Source organism: Catenulispora subtropica (genome assembly GCF_039531675.1).
GTDB lineage: Bacteria > Actinomycetota > Actinomycetes > Streptomycetales > Catenulisporaceae > Catenulispora > Catenulispora subtropica.
The window spans coordinates 1-14745 of sequence record NZ_BAAAQM010000022.1 but is presented as its reverse complement, the minus strand read 5'-3'; the positions used below and the strand labels follow the sequence as shown (position 1 = coordinate 14745).

Here is a 14745-nt window from a genome sequence, read left to right as displayed (position 1 = left end):
CTCGGCAGGCGAACACGTGGTCTCGGTGCGCCGCATGGACAACCCCTGATATCTGTGGCGGGGGACTGCTGCATCCGTGCATCTCCCTGGAACCCACTGAGCCCTGGAGCTGACATGGCTGAAGCGACCGTTTCCGACCCCGTCACCCGCGACGTGCTCGCGACCATCGAAGACGTGCGGTTCCGGCTCATCAAGCGTCTCGAGGGTCTGACTGACGCCGAGTACCGCTGGGAGCCGGTCGATGACTGCATCACCATCGAGCCCGGTGACGACGGAGTCTTCCGGGTCGCCACGTTGTTCCCGGAGTCGACCCCGGAGGTGCCGGCCCCCGTCACGACGATCGCCTGGCGCATCTGGCACATCGGGGCCCTCTGCCTGCGCGGCTACGTCATCTACTTCTTCGAGGACGTCCCTGACCTCGGCGACCGCCATGTGTGGCCGGGCACCGCCGAAGAGGGCATCCAGGCGCTCGCCGAGGACTGGGAGCGCTTCGTTTCCCGCATCGCGGCACTCGGCGACGATCGCCTGCTGGCACCGATGGGCCTGGGCCCCGACGAGGTCTCCGGTCAGACCTATCTCAAGCTCGCATTGCACGCCCTGGACGAGGTCGCTCATCACGGCGGCGAGATCGGGCTGCTGCGTGACCTGTACCTGCGGGAAGGTGCGTGACTTCAAACAGATAACGGGCCCCTAACTCCTTCTCCATACAACAGTCCCGACCCGCTCACCTCCACAACGGAGCCGCCTTCGGCGGCACTCTCCTAAAGAGAGCCCGCTCCTCGAGAGGTGGAATATTCAAATTTCAACTACCGTTGGAGGGGAACAAGAAGCCGTGACCCCGGAACCGAGGAGGACGTCGTGCCTGCTGTGACTGTTGAGAACCCGCTGGCCCTGCCCCGTGTGGCGGCGCCCGGCGAGGGCGCTGCGGCGCGTCCGGTGCTGGCGGTGACGACCGCGCCGTCGGGGTTCGAAGGGGAGGGTTTCCCGGTGAACCGGGCGTTCGCCGGGATCCGGACCGAGTACCTGGATCCGTTCATCATGATGGATCAGATGGGTGAGGTGGAGTACGCCGCCGGGGAGCCGAAGGGCACTCCGTGGCATCCGCACCGGGGTTTCGAGACCGTGACGTACATCATCGACGGCATGTTCATCCACCAGGACTCCCATGGCGGCGGTGGTGTGATCACCGACGGCGACACGCAGTGGATGACCGCGGGCTCGGGGCTGCTGCACATCGAGACGCCGCCGGAGAAGCTGGTGCAGAGCGGCGGCTGGTTCCACGGGATCCAGCTGTGGGTGAACCTGCCGAAGGCGAAGAAGTGGTCGCCGCCGCGGTACCAGGACATCCGCTCCGGCCAGGTCGGTCTGGCCTCGTCCCCGGACGGCGGCGCGCTGATCCGCGTCATCGCCGGCGGGATCGACGGCGTCGAGGGGCCGGGCGTCACCCACACCCCGATCACGCTGGCCCACTTGTCGATCACCCCGGGCGCCCGCGTCGAGCTGCCGTGGCGCAAGGATTTCAACGCGCTGGTGTACGTGCTCAACGGCCGGGGCACCGTCGGTGCGGAGAACCGTCCCGTGCACTCCGCGCAGACCGCGGTCTTCGGCGCCGGCGACTCGATCGTCATCGCCGCCGACAAGCAGCAGGACTCGCGGCACCCGACGATGGACGTGATCGTTCTGGGCGGTGAGCCGATCCGCGAGCCGGTGGTGCACTACGGCCCGTTCGTGATGAACACCGAGGACGAGATCCGGCAGGCGCTGCTGGACTTCCGCTCCGGGAAGATGGGCGTCGAGCCGACGAGCCCGATTCCGCACCTCCAGCCGGGGGACACGCCGCCTCCGCCGGCGTCGGCGGAGTAGTCCGCGAACGCTGAGACGCGGGAAGGGGCTCGCAGGACAGGTTCCTGCGGGCCCCTTCGCTGTCGGCGTTCTCCAGCGGAGAGCTGCTTGTCGTGCTTATGTCCAGCTGCGCCGGTTCCCGGGCATGGCGGCTGCTCCACCCTCCTCGGGCACCACGCCCAGCACCTGATGGATCCCGATCCCGCCGTCTTCGAACCCGAGTGCGGACGCTGCCATGTAGAGCAGCCACACGCGTGCGCGTCCGATGCCGACGAGCTTGACGGCCTCGTCCCAGTTCGCCTGCAGGTTCGCGACCCAGGCGCGCAGGGTCAGGGCGTAGTGCTCGCGGAGGGCTTCGACGTCGCGGAGTTCGAAGCCGGACTTCTGCATGGCCAGGGCGGTGGTGCCGACGTCGAGGAGTTCGCCGTCGGGGAAGACGTAGCGGCCGATGAAGCTGCGGGCGCTGATGCGGGAGCCGCCGGGGCTGGAGATGGCGTGGTTGAGCAGGCGGCCCTGGGGGCGCAGGAGGCTGCGGAGGGTGTCGAAGTACTCGGCGGTGCGTTCGGCGCCGACGTGTTCGAACATGCCGATGGAGGAGATGGCGTCGAACCGCTCGCCGCCGAGGTCGCGGTAGTCCTGGAGCCGGATCTCGACGCGGTCGCTGACGCCGGCCTGGGCGACGCGCTTGCGGGCGAGGTCGGCCTGGGCGGCGCTGATGGTGATGCCGACGACGCGCGCCTCGTAGTGGGTGGCGGCGTGGATGGCCATGGAGCCCCAGCCGCAGCCGACGTCGAGCAGGTCTTGGCGGGGGCGCCGGTCCAGGCCGAGTTTGCGGCAGACGAGGTCGTGTTTGGCGGCTTGGGCGTCTTCGAGGGTGACGGCGGGGTTGGGGCCTTGGGCGCCGTCGTCGTCGGGGCTGACGAAGCGGGCGCAGGAGTAGGTCAGGGAGGGGCCGAGCACCAGTTCGTAGAAGTCGTTGCCGACGTCGTAGTGGTGGGTGATGGCTTCGGAGTCGCGCCGTTTGGTGTGGCGCCGTCCGTGTTGGTGTGCTTCTTCGGCGGGCGGTTCGGGTTTCCATCCGAGGGCGCCGAGCCGCCGGGCGGCGTTGAGTGCTTGTACGGCGGCGTCGGCGCCGAGCCGGGCGTCGCGGGGGGCGGTTTGTCGCATGGCCCGCAGGACGTTGAAGATGTCGCCTTGGAAGTCGAGGTGTCCGGCGACGTAGGAGCGGGCCAGCCCGAGTTCTCCGGGTGCCCACACGAGGTTGGTGAGGGCTTCTTTGGCGCGGATGACGACGGTGCCGCTGTGCCCGCCCTCCGGTGTGAGCGAGCTGCCGTCCCAGAATTCGAAGCGGACGGCCGGGTTCTCGCCGAGTGCAACCGTGAGCAGGGGCTTGAAGACGGATGCGACGGAGGTATTGGTGCCCATGTCACTATCTTGCACGTTTTTGGCTGTGGGGGTGTGTTGAGGTGGGCCGGAGGGTGGGTGAGGCGGGTGAGCGGTGTCTTGTGCCGGGGTGGCGGTGTGTCGCGGTGGTGATGTGTGCCGGGTGGTGGTGCGTGGCGGTGTGCTGTCAGCAGCAGGGGTGTTCATACCTGAGCGATGTGTGTCTACCCTGGCCTCATGACTCATTTCGCCCGTGTGGAGCGTGCTGCCCTGATCGAAGCCCTGCGTGATGCGGGTCCGGACGCGCCGACGTTGTGTGAGGGGTGGACGGCGCGGGATCTCGCGGCGCATGTGGTGGCGCGGGAGCGGCGGGCTGATGCGGCGGGGATTGTGATCAAGTCGTTGGCGCCGCGGTTGGCGCGGGTGCAGGCGGAGTATGCGGCGTTGCCGTGGGATGAGTTGCTGGGTTTGGTGGTGGCGGGGCCGCCGCGGAAGTCGGTGTTCTCCATCCCCGGGGTGGATGAGTTGGCGAATTTGGTGGAGTTCTTCGTGCATTGTGAGGATGTGCGGCGGGCTAGGGGTGGTTGGGAGCCGCGGCGGTTGGAGTCCGGGGTGGTGGAGGCGTTGTGGCGGAGGGTCGGGGGGATGGCGAAGTTGGTCGGGCGGCGGTCGCCGGTGGGGTTGGTGGTGCGGCGGCCGGATGGGCAGTCGGTGGTGGTGCGGAAGGGGGCGCCGGTGGCGACGGTGACGGGGGAGCCGGGGGAGTTGGTGGTGTTCTTGTCCGGGCGGCAGGGGCATGCGGTGGTGGAGGTGGAGGGTCCGGAGGAGGCGGTGGCGGCGGTGCGGGGTGCGAGGTTCGGGGTGTGACCGCATAGGCTGGCGACCATGGTGCTGCGGGTGGCGACGTGGAATGTGAATTCGGTGACGGCGCGGGTGGAGCGTTTGGTCGGGTGGTTGGGGTCGGCCAAGCCGGATGTGTTGTGTCTGCAGGAGCTGAAGTCGACTGATGCACAGTTCCCTGCGGAGCAGGTGGCGGCGTTGGGGTATGAGGCGGCGACGTGGGGGACGGGGCGTTGGAACGGGGTGGCGATCCTGTCGCGGGTGGGGTTGGCGGATGTGGAGCGGGGGTGGCCGGGGCTGCCGGAGTTCGAGGGGGTGCTGGAGCCGCGGGCGATCACGGCGACGTGTGGTCCGGTGCGGGTGACCAGTGTTTATGTTCCGAACGGCCGTGAGGTCGGGCATGTGCACTATGACTACAAGCTGAGTTGGTTGGACTCGTTGGCGGCGGCTGTTGCGGGGCCGGCGGCTGGTGAGATGCCTTATGCGGTGTTGGGGGATTTCAACATCGCGCCGACGGATGCTGATGTGTGGGATATCTCGTTGTTCGCGGGGTCGACTCATGTGACGCCGGGGGAGCGGGCGAAGTTGGCGGATCTGGAGGGTCACGGACTGGTTGAGGTTCTCCCCCGCGCCTTGAAGTATGACAAGCCTTTCACATACTGGGATTATCGGCAGTTGGCGTTCCCGAAGAACAACGGCATGCGCATCGATCTGGTGTTCGCCAATCCGGCGTTCGCCGGCGCGGTGTCGGACGCGTTCGTGGACCGCGAAGAGCGCAAGGGCAAGGGGGCGTCCGATCACGCCCCGGTGGTGGTGGACCTGACCGTGTGAGATCCATGAGATCGGCGTGAGGTCCGTCCGCCGTCTGTTCGCGCGTTCGGCGCAGCCCCGGGTGCCGCCATCGGCCGGGGCGTGTTCCGTTGATCGCACATCCGCCCGCCGCCTTTCGACCCTGGGATCCGTGACGCATGGCTTGGCTTGGTCCTCCGCCGCCCAGGCGCGTTCTGCCGCCGGTGGCGGTGGCGCCGAGGCGTCCGTCGTGGCCGCAGCGGCTGGTGCCGTACGTGTTCATCGCGGTGATCATGCTGGTGGATACGGTGACGCCCCGCGATGTGACGTTCTCCTCGACGTTGTCGGTGGCCCCGGCGCTGGCGGCGTTGTTGACGCGGTCGTTGTGGCAGACGATCACCGCGGCGCTGGTGGCGGCGCTGGTCAGCGGCGCCTCGTACATCTACGCGCACGACCTGGCCGGGGACGTGGAGGTGGCCTCGCTCGGCGCGATCCTGGCGGTGACGGTCGTCAGCTGTGTGAGCGTGGGCCTGGTGGGCCGCCAGTCGCGGATGCTGGCGAACGTCCGCAGTGTCGCGGAGGCGGCGCAGCACGTGGTGCTGCGGGATGTGCCGCCGGAGCTGGACCAGGTCCGCACGGCGGTGGCGTACCGGGCCGCGGCCGCCGAGGCGCGGATCGGCGGCGACCTGTACGAGGCCTTGTCGACCCGGTTCGGGGACCGGCTGCTGATCGGCGACGTGCGAGGCAAGGGCCTGCCGGCGGTGGAGGCGGCCGCCGACGTGCTGGGGGTGTTCCGGGAAGCCGCGCACACCGAGCCGGACCTGTCGCGGGTCGCCGACCGGATGCACGCCATGCTGGCCCGCCGCCCGGTGCGGGACGAGGAGTTCGTCACCGCGGTGCTGCTGTCGGTCGACCCGACACGGCCGACGGTGCAGGTGGTGAACTGCGGCCACCCGCCGCCGCTGCTGATGCGCGACGGCCGCGTCGACGTGCTGGCGCCGGTGCCCCCGGGCCCGCCGCTGGGCCTGTTCGATCTGGCCGATCCGCCGGCGGCGGCGGCTCCGGCCTGGGCGGGGTTCGCGCCCGGCGACACCCTGCTGCTGTACACCGACGGCACCACCGAGGCCCGGGACAACGCGGGCGAGTTCTTCGACCTGGCGGGGTTCCTGACCGGCCGCCCGCCGACCAGCCCGGCCGACCTGACGGCGCAGATCCTCACCGGGCTGGCCACGCACGCCGGCAATCGCCTGGACGACGACGTGGCGTTGCTGGTGGTGCGGCGCAAGCCGTACGTGCCGCCGCCGACGGCGGCGTCCTGATGTCAGGACCCACCGATCGTCGGCTACCCTGGTCCGCACCGCTGCGGCTGGGGTGAGGAGTGTGGGGTGGGCATGACCGAGGAGCTCGGATCGTCACTGGGCCGGGACGCGCTGGCCCCGCAGTGGGCGCCGCCGCAGATCGAGACCTCCCGCCCGCATCCGGCGCGCATCTACGACTACCTGCTGGGCGGCAAGGACCACTTCCCGGCCGACCGCGAAGCCGCCGAGGTGGCGCTGTCGGCCCTGCCGGAACTGCGCGCGATGGCCCGCGCCAACCGGGCCTTCCTCGGCCGCACCGTCCGCTACCTCGCCGAATCCGGCATCGACCAGTTCCTGGACATCGGCACCGGCATCCCCGGCCCGGGCAGCACCGGCGAGACGGCGCGCGCCGTCAATCCGGGGGCGCGGGTGGTGCACGTGGATTATGACCCGATCGTGGTGGCGCATTCGACGGCGTTGCTGGCGGGGGCGGATCCGGAGCGGACGGCGGTGGTGCGGGCTGATGTGCGGGAGCCGGAGGCGTTGTTGGCGCATGAGCGGGTGCGCGGGGTTCTGGATTTCGGCCGTCCGGTGGCGGTGTTGATGGTGGCGTTGTTGCATTTCGTGGGTGAGGACGAGGATGCGCCGGGGATTGTGGCGCGGTTCGTGCGGGAGTTGTCGCCGGGGGGTGCGGTGGTGATTTCGCATGCGACCGATGGTGGTCAGCCAAGTCGGAGGCCAAGCGGTCTTAGGAAGACAAAAGGATCATCCAACTCCTTGGCTCACAGAACGACATGGCTACGATCCGACTTCTGGTTTGTTCGCGGGGTTGGAGTTGGTGGAGCCGGGGGTGGTGCCGTTGCCGTTGTGGCGGCCGGACGGTCCGGTTGTGGAGGATGTCGACATGATCTGGCTGCGTGGTGGTGTGGGGGTCAAGGGTTAGATGCGGTGTCGCATCGCGATGCGGGGTCTGAGGGCGTCGAGGCCGGTTTCGGTTTCGTGGCGGCGTCGTGCGGCCAGGTGCGGCGGTAGTTGGTTTTGTGGGATGGGTGTGAATCCCAGGCGCTGATACGTGGGTGCGTTGAAGGGGACTTCGGCGAATGTGGTCAGGGTGATTTGGTCGTACCCGTGTTGGGTGGCCCAGTGGCAGCATGCCTGGATCAGTGCGGTGCCCAGTCCTTGCCGTGTCGCGGTGGGGTGTACGGACAGTTGTTCCAGGTGGGGTGTGTCGTCGAGGAGTTCGATGCGGGCGAAGCCTACGGGTGGCTCGCCGACGACCAGGACTGCGGTGGCGTGTGCCAGTTCGGCTTGGATCTGCGGGTAGGGGGGTCCGGCGGGGAGGGGTCCGATTCCTGCTTGGGTGAAGAGGGTGTCGGAGGGGTGAGACCCGAATACGAGCGAAACGTGCCACGCCGCGGCTACGCGGCCTCGGCTCGCTCGGCGTCGTGGGCTTTGAACGCGTTGTAGAGGGCGCGGCGGGACACCGTCCGCTCCTCGCCGCTCGCGGTCTTGTACGTCAGCCCTTTGGCGATGCTGGTGACGGACTCACCGTCGGCGCGTCGGCCGAGGGCGATGCGCATCATGTCTTTGGAGATGACCGGCCTCCGTCCGCCGTGCCGCCCCTCGGCTGCCGCCTGCGCGAGCCCGTCGTTGGTCCGCTCGATCGTCATTTCGCGTTCCATCTCGGCGAAGCCGGCGAGCGTGGCGAAGAAGATTTTGCCCATGCCTCTGGGGTCGTAGACTCCGGCCAGCGGTCCGGACAGGATCTCCAGCTTCGCGCCGAGGTCTTGCAGCGACCACGCGGTCTCCATGATCTCGCGCATGTCGCGGCCCATGCGGTCGAGCTTGCTGACCACGAGGGTGTCTCCGGGGCGAAGCCGGGATCGCACGTCCTCCCACTGCGGCCGGGCGCTGCCGGCCTTGCCGGACTTCTTCTCGGCGTAGGCGTTGGCCGGCGCCACGCCGGCTGCCTCCAGCGCGGACAGCTGAACCTCCAGCGTCTGGCCGCGGGTGGAGACCCGGGCGTACCCGAACCGGCTGTGATCGATCTGACGTTGTGTGGTCTTCGCAGGATTCTTCGTCGGCGCCACACCTCCGAGTGTGCATCAAAGGCGTGCATCAAAGCAATCGACCGAAGTTTGTCGATGCACGCTTTGTTGCACGGGTGAGTCGGCCTGAACCAGACACCGCACCCGGTCGGCTCCATCGTGCATCAAACGATCGTTTGATTCCATGCCAGTTGCCGTCCCCGCCCTGAGTGAATCGAACGCCTGGAGGCGGTGCCTCAACATCGCAGACCTTTGATAGCGTGGAGCCTTCCAGGGCCAACCTTTGATCGGGGGATTCTGTGCGATCAGGCATATCTGGTGTGCGATTGCATCTTCGACCTCGGACATGGGCGACCAGTACGTCCAGTACTACGGCTATTTGAACCGGGTGGTCCACGGCCACGGCTCGCTGCAGTTCAGCTGACAGGCCGACCAGGACATGAACTTCTTTCCAGGTTTCGCCTAGTTTCGCCTACCTACCTGGCCAGCGCGTTCGGAATCATTCCAGCGCTGGTGTCGGACGGCCGGCTGCCGGACGTGATCCTCGTCATGACCGCGCTGAAGTTCGCGACAGGCACCGGTTGCGCCCTTGCGGCTGGCGGAGATGAACGGCGGCCACATGTACCTGGTGGATTCGGCCAAGGGGATCCTGGCGCTGCTCGACGACGCGACCGGGGACCGACCTGCCCCGGGTCCCGGGGTGAGGCCTGCCTCACTGTCGAAGGGGGCCCAGGGGTCATCGATCGCGTCGTCGACCGAGATGATGGGCTTTGATTCATGAGTTCGCTGGAGTACGCCGTCGAGTTCCGGGCCGTGTCGCGTACCTTCCGTACCGGCCCCGAGCCGGTGGCCGCGCTGTGCGAGGTGAGCGCGACCTTCAGACGGGGCACGTTCACGGCCGTCATGGGCCCCTCGGGCTCGGGCAAGTCGACGTTCCTCAGATGCGCAGCCGGCCTGGAGCAGGTGGACTCCGGGCAGGTCGTGGTGGGCGGCGTCGAGCTGGCCAAGCTCGGCGACAAGGCCCTGACCGTGCTGCGGCGGGAGAAGATCGGCTTCGTCTTCCAGTCGTTCAACCTGCTGCCCTCGCTGACCGCGGCGCAGAACGTCGCCTTGCCGCTGCGGCTGGCTGGCCGGCGGGTGGGCGAGTCCGAGGTGCGTGAGGCTCTGGCCGCGGTCGGCCTGTCCGGACGTGAGGGGCACCGGCCCAGCCAGCTGTCCGGCGGGCAGCAGCAGCGGGTGGCGATCGCCCGGGCCCTGATCACCCGGCCGGCGGTGCTGCTGGCCGACGAGCCGACCGGCGCCCTGGACAGCAAGAACGGGCGCGAGGTGCTCCGGCTGCTGCGGGCGATGGCCGACGACACCAGCCGGGCGGTGGTCATGGTCACCCACGATCCGGCCGCCGCCGGCTACGCCGACCAGGTGGTGTTCCTGACCGACGGCCGCATCGTCAGCGTGCTGGAGCAGCCGACGGTGGACCAGATCGCGGCCCGGATGACGAGCCTGGAGACGCCGACATGCTGAGCATCGCACTGTCCACGGTGCGCGTCCGGTGGGTCTCCTTCGTCGGCACGCTGGTCGCGCTGACCTGCGGGGTGGCGCTGATGGCGACCGCGATCCTGGTCATCCACGCCACCGGCACCGTGCCCGACGAGCAGCGGCAGCGCTACTCGGGGGTGCCGGTGGTGGTACTGCCGGCCACGGCGATGGAGTTCGCCGGCGCCGGCGGGCACGACGAGAGCTTCCACCTCGGGCACCCGCACACCCTGCCGGCCGACCTGGTGGCCGCGGCCGCGGCCACCGGGCGGGTCGTCGCGGACCACACCTTCTACGCGCAGCTCGCCGGCGGCCCGGCCGACCAGGTGGGGCGCGGCTGGTCGGCGGCGGAGCCCGGCGGCTACCGGCTGCTGGCCGGGCGGGCGCCGGCCGGCCCGGGCGAGGTGGTGGTCGGCGGCGGTGATCCGGCGCTGGTCGGCCGGTCGGTCCCGCTGACGACGGCTGCCGGTCCGCGCACGGTGACCGTCACCGGGGTGACCGACTCGGCGCCGTTCGAGCACGCGGTGTTCTTCAGCGACGCCGAGGCCGCGGCGCTGTCGCCGGACGTCGACGCGCTCGGGGTGTACGCGCCGGAGGCCGCCGTCCGGCAGGCGCTCACGCCGTGGTCCTCGGGTCTGTCCGCCGTGACGATCCTGTCCGGGCCCGACCGGTCCGCCGCCGATCCGCACCACGTGGCGGTGGCCGGCCAGCTGCAGAAGGTCGAGGATCCGCTGGGCCTGGCGGCCGGGGTCGCCGGATTCGTCGCGATCTTCGTGGTCGCCGGCACCTTCGCCCTGTCGATCGCGCAGCGGCGCCGGGAGCTGGCGCTGCTGCGGATGGTCGGCGCGACCCGCCGGCAGATGCGCCGGCTGGTCAGGTTCGAGGCGTTGCTGGTCGGGCTGTTCGCGTCGGTCATCGGCTGCGCCGTGAGTGTGGCCACCGGTCCGCTGTGCGGCCGGTGGCTGGTCGACCACGACCTGGTCCCGGCCGGCTTCACGGTGTCGGTCATCTGGTGGGGGCTGCTCGTCGCGGCGCTGACCGGGATGACGACGGCGCTGGTCGGGGTCCTGGTCTCCGCCGTCCGGGCCGGCGTGGTCAGCCCGGCCGACGCGCTGCGCGAGGCCGCCAGCGAGCGCCGGCAAGTGCCGGTGCTGATCTTCCGCTGGCTGGTCGGCGGCGCGGTGCTGATCGGCGGTCTCATCGCCGAGGGCACCACGGCGTTCATCCGGCCGGAATCGGGGGCGGACGCGGCCGCCGCCCTGGCGCTGGTGCTGATCAACGTGGGGGCGTTCGCGGTGCTGGGCGGGGTGCTCGCCAAGCCGGTGACCGGGCTGCTGACGGCCGTGCCGAGCGCGGTGCACGCCCTGCTGGTGCGGCGCCGTGCGGCGGCGGACGGGTCCCGGCCGGGAACGGACGGGGCGACCTGGGAGATCGCGCGGCAGACCGCGGCCACCGCGTTCGGCCGCACCGCCGCCACCACGACCCCGGTGGTCATCATCATCGCGCTGGCCGGCAGCCTGCTCGGCACCGTCGCCACGATCAACGCCGGCCAGGTCACCGCGACCCGGGAGGAGCTCGCTGGCAGCGACTACGTGGTCTCCCCGGCGGGGACGCCGGGTCTGAGCCAGGCCGTGGTGCAGCGGATCCGCTCGGTGCCGGACACCACGGCGCTGGTGGTGACCCCGATCGTGGTCTACACCGAGCAGTCCGAGGGCCATGGCGAGAACATGATGACCGGTGTGCACACCTCGGCCGTGGACGCCGCGGCGCTGCCTGTCGTCACCCGGCTCCCGGTGGCGAGCGGCTCGCTGGCCGGCCTGGGCCCGGACTCCATCGTCGTCGGCTCGTCCTGGCCGGGCTCGCCGAAGGCGGGCCGGACCGTGTCGGTCTGGCTGCCCGACGGGACGGCCCGGACCTTGATGGTGGCCGCGGTCCTGAAGCACAGCGGCTCCTCTGCGGCGCAGGCCTATGTGGACTCCTCGCTGGCCGGGTCGGCCATGGCGTCCCGGGTCCAGGTCAAGGTGGCTCCCGGCGCGGACTTGGGCAAGGTGCTGGCCGGGCTGCGATCCGCCGTTGCCGGGGCCGGCGCGCAGGTGCGGGTCCCCGATCAGGTGGCCACCCAGGCGATGGACGCCAACGAGAAGGCGTCGTGGACCGGCATGGAGATGATCCTGGGCCTGTCCGTGTTGTACGCGGCGATCGCTCTGGCCAACACGCTGGTGATGACGGTGTCGGACCGCAAGCGGGAACTGGTCCTGCTGCGGCTGGTCGGCGCCACCAAAGGCCAGGTGCTCCGGGTCGTGGCCGTCGAGACGCTGATGTGCCTCGCCGCCGGCGCGGTGGTCGGCGCGCTGGCGGTCGCCATCAGCATCGGCGGCGCCTGGGCAGCGCTGAGCCGGCTGGTCGGCGCCACCCCGGCGGTGGTGCCGTGGGCCGCGCTCGGCGGCCTGTTCGGGGCCTGTGTGCTGATCGGCTTGGTCGCGGCGGTCGTACCGGTCGGCGTCGTCCTGCGCGGAACGCAGGAACGCGGACTGATGGAGGCCGCCGTCGGCGAGGCCGGCTGAGCCTGCGGCCTCCGGTGCCGCGCAGGAACACCACCCGGTCGCGGGGCTCCAGCGCCCGCGGTGCCGTTTCGGGCAGCTCAGCGCGCTTGACGTCGGCCGGTCCCAGGCCGCGGCGGGTGTAGAAGTCGTCGAGGGCCGCCAGAGCGTTGTTCACCGTGGCCGGCTCGCGTTTGGCCACGGCCTGCAGGTGGGTGCGGTAGTCGCGTACCGCCCAGTCCCGCGGCGGCTATTCGCCCAGCGGATCGCCGTCGCCGGTCGCCGCGTAGGTGTCGAGCCAGATGAGGAACTGGCGCACCTTGGAGGCTTAGGTGCGCCGGGTCGCCTGTGACAGCGGCACCTCGGCCAGCTGGCCGGTGTAGTCGTCGAGCACCGCGGCGAACCGGTCCGGGACCGGCGCCGGGCGTCGTCCCCGTCGGCTTGAAGAAGGCCGCGCCCTATTCTCTAAACCGGAATCCGGGCCCTGCGGACCCTCCGGAGCGTGTTCTCTAAACCCATGTCAGGAGTCACTTTAGAGAATCAGTATTCTCTAAAGTTGAGCTGTTCGGGTACGCCGCGACGGGGTAACTGGTCAGCGTCCCGAATGAGGCTGCGCCAAGTCCATGGTGAAGATGGTCTGCCGTTTGGTTCGCGTCCGTAAGGCGCGAAGCGCTCGGGATAGAAGCCTGCGTTCGTAGCTCGGGTATCGAGTTGCCCCCGGTACTGGTTTCGTGCGCGAGGGCGATCGTCACCTCCAGTTCGATCGGTCCAAGTTCAAACCGCAGTGCCGCGCCGTCGGCGGCAACTATCGCCTGCTCCAGCTCCGCTCTCAGATCCCTGATCACGCTGGCCAGCTCGATCACCCGTTTACCCCTCCCTGATCACCGGCTTTCCCTGGATTCGACTGTAGAGCCCCTGACACCGCGCGTGGAGAGAAGGCATAGGCGGTGATCACCCCGCCGCCAGACTCTCGCCGATAGCAAGGCGGCGACCAAGGTCGAGATTGATCTCCCCATAAGGGCGGATGTGCTCCCAGAACAGCGCGGTCAAGCCGCGCCGGTCGGCCGGGCCCAGCAGCTGCTCCCACTCAGGCTCGGCCAGAACGTGCTGAAGCATCAGGGTGTTCACGTACACGAGGCCTGCTTGCAGAATCCGCAGGCACGCCACGGTCATCTCGACCTCCTCCTTGTGGTTGGTGGAGATCTCTCCGGACTTGCCGTAGGCGATTACGGCGTTGGCACGGTTCCAGGCCTCGACGACGTTCAGGCCCTCCTCGATCTGCCGCTGAAGATCACGATCGCGCAGGTAACGACATATGAAGATCGTTCTCTGGGCCTTGCCGATCTCCAGCATCGCCTGGTAGGCCGCCAGCCCAGACGCGGCAGGCCGTCGTTCAACGCCGCCAGCTCACGTTCCATCTCGCCGCGTAAATCGGCGACGAACCGCTTCGGGTCCAGCGGCTTGCGCAGCTCGGCGTAGTAGTCACCGCTCATTTGTAGCGTGATGAGGTGTCGTGCCATTCCAGGCATCCTCCGAGCCAGGCTCGGGCTCCGAGGATGAAGCGTTGCAGTTCTGGTGATGGTACGGCGGCCAGTGCCGCCCGGGTTTGTTCGAATCCGTCGATGATGTCGTTGTGGAGGGCGACGACTTCTTCGGTGGCTTCGTGCAGGCTGCATCGGCGTTCGGCGGCGAGCAGGAGGACGAGGTTGCAGTCGGGGTCGTCGCCGGCTTCGCGGGCGGCGGAGGTGAGGTCGTTGACGAGGACGGCGGCGGTGCCGGCTTGGGTGAGGGCGCGGTGGAAGAGGGGGTCGGCGAAGAGTTCGGGGGGGAGTTCGTAGCCGCCGACGATGTCGATGAGGATCATGGAGGTGTAGAAGCTGTCGTGTTGGCGGGCGGCGAGGTAGCGCCAGGTTTCGGGGGTGGTGCCGGCGTGGCGCCAGGCGTTGTAGGCGTTCCAGGAGACGTACATCTGGTGGGTGGTGTGGCGGACTCGCATGACTTGGGCGGCGCTGGCGTGGCGGGTGACGTGGGCGAGGGCTGAGCGCAGGGAGATGAGGACGGGGTCGGAGACGACGGCGTCGTTCAGGGGTGGGGTGAATCGTCCGGCGGGGGGTGGGGGGTCCAGGGCGGAGGAGACGAGGGCGAGGCGGCCGGGGAGGGCTTCGGGGATGGCGCCGAGGTCGGTTTCGTCGGCGTAGTAGTCGTCGCTGGCCCACCAGGCGGCGTTCATCTGGGCGGACAGGAGCAGTAGGTCGGGGTCGTCGCATTCGGGGTGGGCGAGGGTGATGAGGCGGCCGAAGCCGGTGGCGTGGAATTCGTCGAGGTGGCCGGCGTGCAGGCCGATGCGGTCGGCCCAGGCGGTGAGGCGGTTGTCGACTTCGGTGGCCAGGGCGGGGTCGGTGCGGGCTGCCGGTGGGCAGTGCAGGGGGGTGTGGCTGCCGTCGCCCCAGGGTCGTTCTTGGAGGGGGGTGG

The 14745-nt window shown here is 69.5% G+C and carries 13 protein-coding genes; 7 read left to right on the top strand and 6 right to left on the bottom strand.

Annotated features, from left to right (window positions below; all coding sequences use genetic code 11):
- Positions 1-114 precede the first annotated feature (114 nt).
- Both ABD466_RS19930 and ABD466_RS19925 read left to right on the top strand, forming a co-directional pair.
- Positions 115-669: a DinB family protein gene (locus ABD466_RS19930; RefSeq protein ID WP_344658608.1), complete on the top strand. Its 555-nt coding sequence runs from the start codon at positions 115-117 to the stop codon at positions 667-669.
- A gap of 189 nt (positions 670-858) precedes the next feature.
- The gene (locus tag ABD466_RS19925) at positions 859-1863 is read left to right on the top strand and encodes a pirin family protein (RefSeq protein WP_344658607.1); all 1005 of its coding nucleotides are present in this window, start codon (positions 859-861) and stop codon (positions 1861-1863) included.
- Positions 1864-1959: 96 nt separating this feature from the next.
- Here ABD466_RS19925 and ABD466_RS19920 read toward each other — a convergent pair whose 3' ends face one another.
- Positions 1960-3267 (bottom strand): class I SAM-dependent methyltransferase, encoded by a 1308-nt coding sequence (locus tag ABD466_RS19920; protein WP_344658606.1) that lies wholly within the window; start codon positions 3265-3267, stop codon positions 1960-1962.
- Between the two features lie 195 nt (positions 3268-3462).
- On the opposite strand from ABD466_RS19920, the gene ABD466_RS19915 reads away from it, so the two are divergent.
- The 3 genes from ABD466_RS19915 to ABD466_RS19905 all read left to right on the top strand — a co-directional run bounded on the left by ABD466_RS19915 (position 3463) and on the right by ABD466_RS19905 (position 6173).
- On the top strand, positions 3463-4092 hold the full coding sequence (locus tag ABD466_RS19915; RefSeq protein WP_344658605.1) for a TIGR03085 family metal-binding protein: 630 nt from the start codon (positions 3463-3465) through the stop codon (positions 4090-4092).
- Positions 4093-4116: 24 nt separating this feature from the next.
- Positions 4117-4896: an exodeoxyribonuclease III gene (locus ABD466_RS19910; protein WP_344658715.1), complete on the top strand. Its 780-nt coding sequence runs from the start codon at positions 4117-4119 to the stop codon at positions 4894-4896.
- Between the two features lie 137 nt (positions 4897-5033).
- On the top strand, positions 5034-6173 hold the full coding sequence (locus ABD466_RS19905; RefSeq protein WP_344658604.1) for a PP2C family protein-serine/threonine phosphatase: 1140 nt from the start codon (positions 5034-5036) through the stop codon (positions 6171-6173).
- Between the two features lie 918 nt (positions 6174-7091).
- On the opposite strand, the gene ABD466_RS44435 is transcribed toward ABD466_RS19905, so the two are convergent.
- Both ABD466_RS44435 and ABD466_RS19890 read right to left on the bottom strand, forming a co-directional pair.
- Entirely contained in the window at positions 7092-7433 is a 342-nt protein-coding gene (locus tag ABD466_RS44435) for a GNAT family N-acetyltransferase (protein WP_425558690.1), read from the bottom strand.
- A gap of 137 nt (positions 7434-7570) precedes the next feature.
- The gene (locus tag ABD466_RS19890; protein WP_344658603.1) at positions 7571-8242 is read right to left on the bottom strand and encodes a recombinase family protein; all 672 of its coding nucleotides are present in this window, start codon (positions 8240-8242) and stop codon (positions 7571-7573) included.
- Between the two features lie 735 nt (positions 8243-8977).
- On the opposite strand from ABD466_RS19890, the gene ABD466_RS19885 reads away from it, so the two are divergent.
- Both ABD466_RS19885 and ABD466_RS19880 read left to right on the top strand, forming a co-directional pair.
- The gene (locus ABD466_RS19885) at positions 8978-9721 is read left to right on the top strand and encodes an ABC transporter ATP-binding protein (RefSeq protein WP_344658602.1); all 744 of its coding nucleotides are present in this window, start codon (positions 8978-8980) and stop codon (positions 9719-9721) included.
- Positions 9715-12297 (top strand): FtsX-like permease family protein, encoded by a 2583-nt coding sequence (locus ABD466_RS19880; RefSeq protein WP_344658601.1) that lies wholly within the window; start codon positions 9715-9717, stop codon positions 12295-12297. Before ABD466_RS19885 ends, ABD466_RS19880 begins: the two co-directional genes overlap by 7 nt.
- A 503-nt stretch (positions 12298-12800) precedes the next feature.
- Here the strand turns inward: ABD466_RS19880 and ABD466_RS19875 are convergent.
- The 3 genes from ABD466_RS19875 to ABD466_RS19865 form a co-directional block, all read right to left on the bottom strand.
- On the bottom strand, positions 12801-13136 hold the full coding sequence (locus ABD466_RS19875) for a trypco2 family protein (RefSeq protein ID WP_344658600.1): 336 nt from the start codon (positions 13134-13136) through the stop codon (positions 12801-12803).
- 88 nt (positions 13137-13224) lie between these two features.
- Positions 13225-13626, bottom strand: a complete 402-nt coding sequence (locus ABD466_RS19870; protein WP_344658599.1) for a Tn3 family transposase — start codon at positions 13624-13626, stop codon at positions 13225-13227.
- A gap of 136 nt (positions 13627-13762) precedes the next feature.
- On the bottom strand, positions 13763-14745 hold a 983-nt coding region (locus ABD466_RS19865; RefSeq protein WP_344658598.1), incomplete at its 5' end, for a family 2 encapsulin nanocompartment cargo protein terpene cyclase.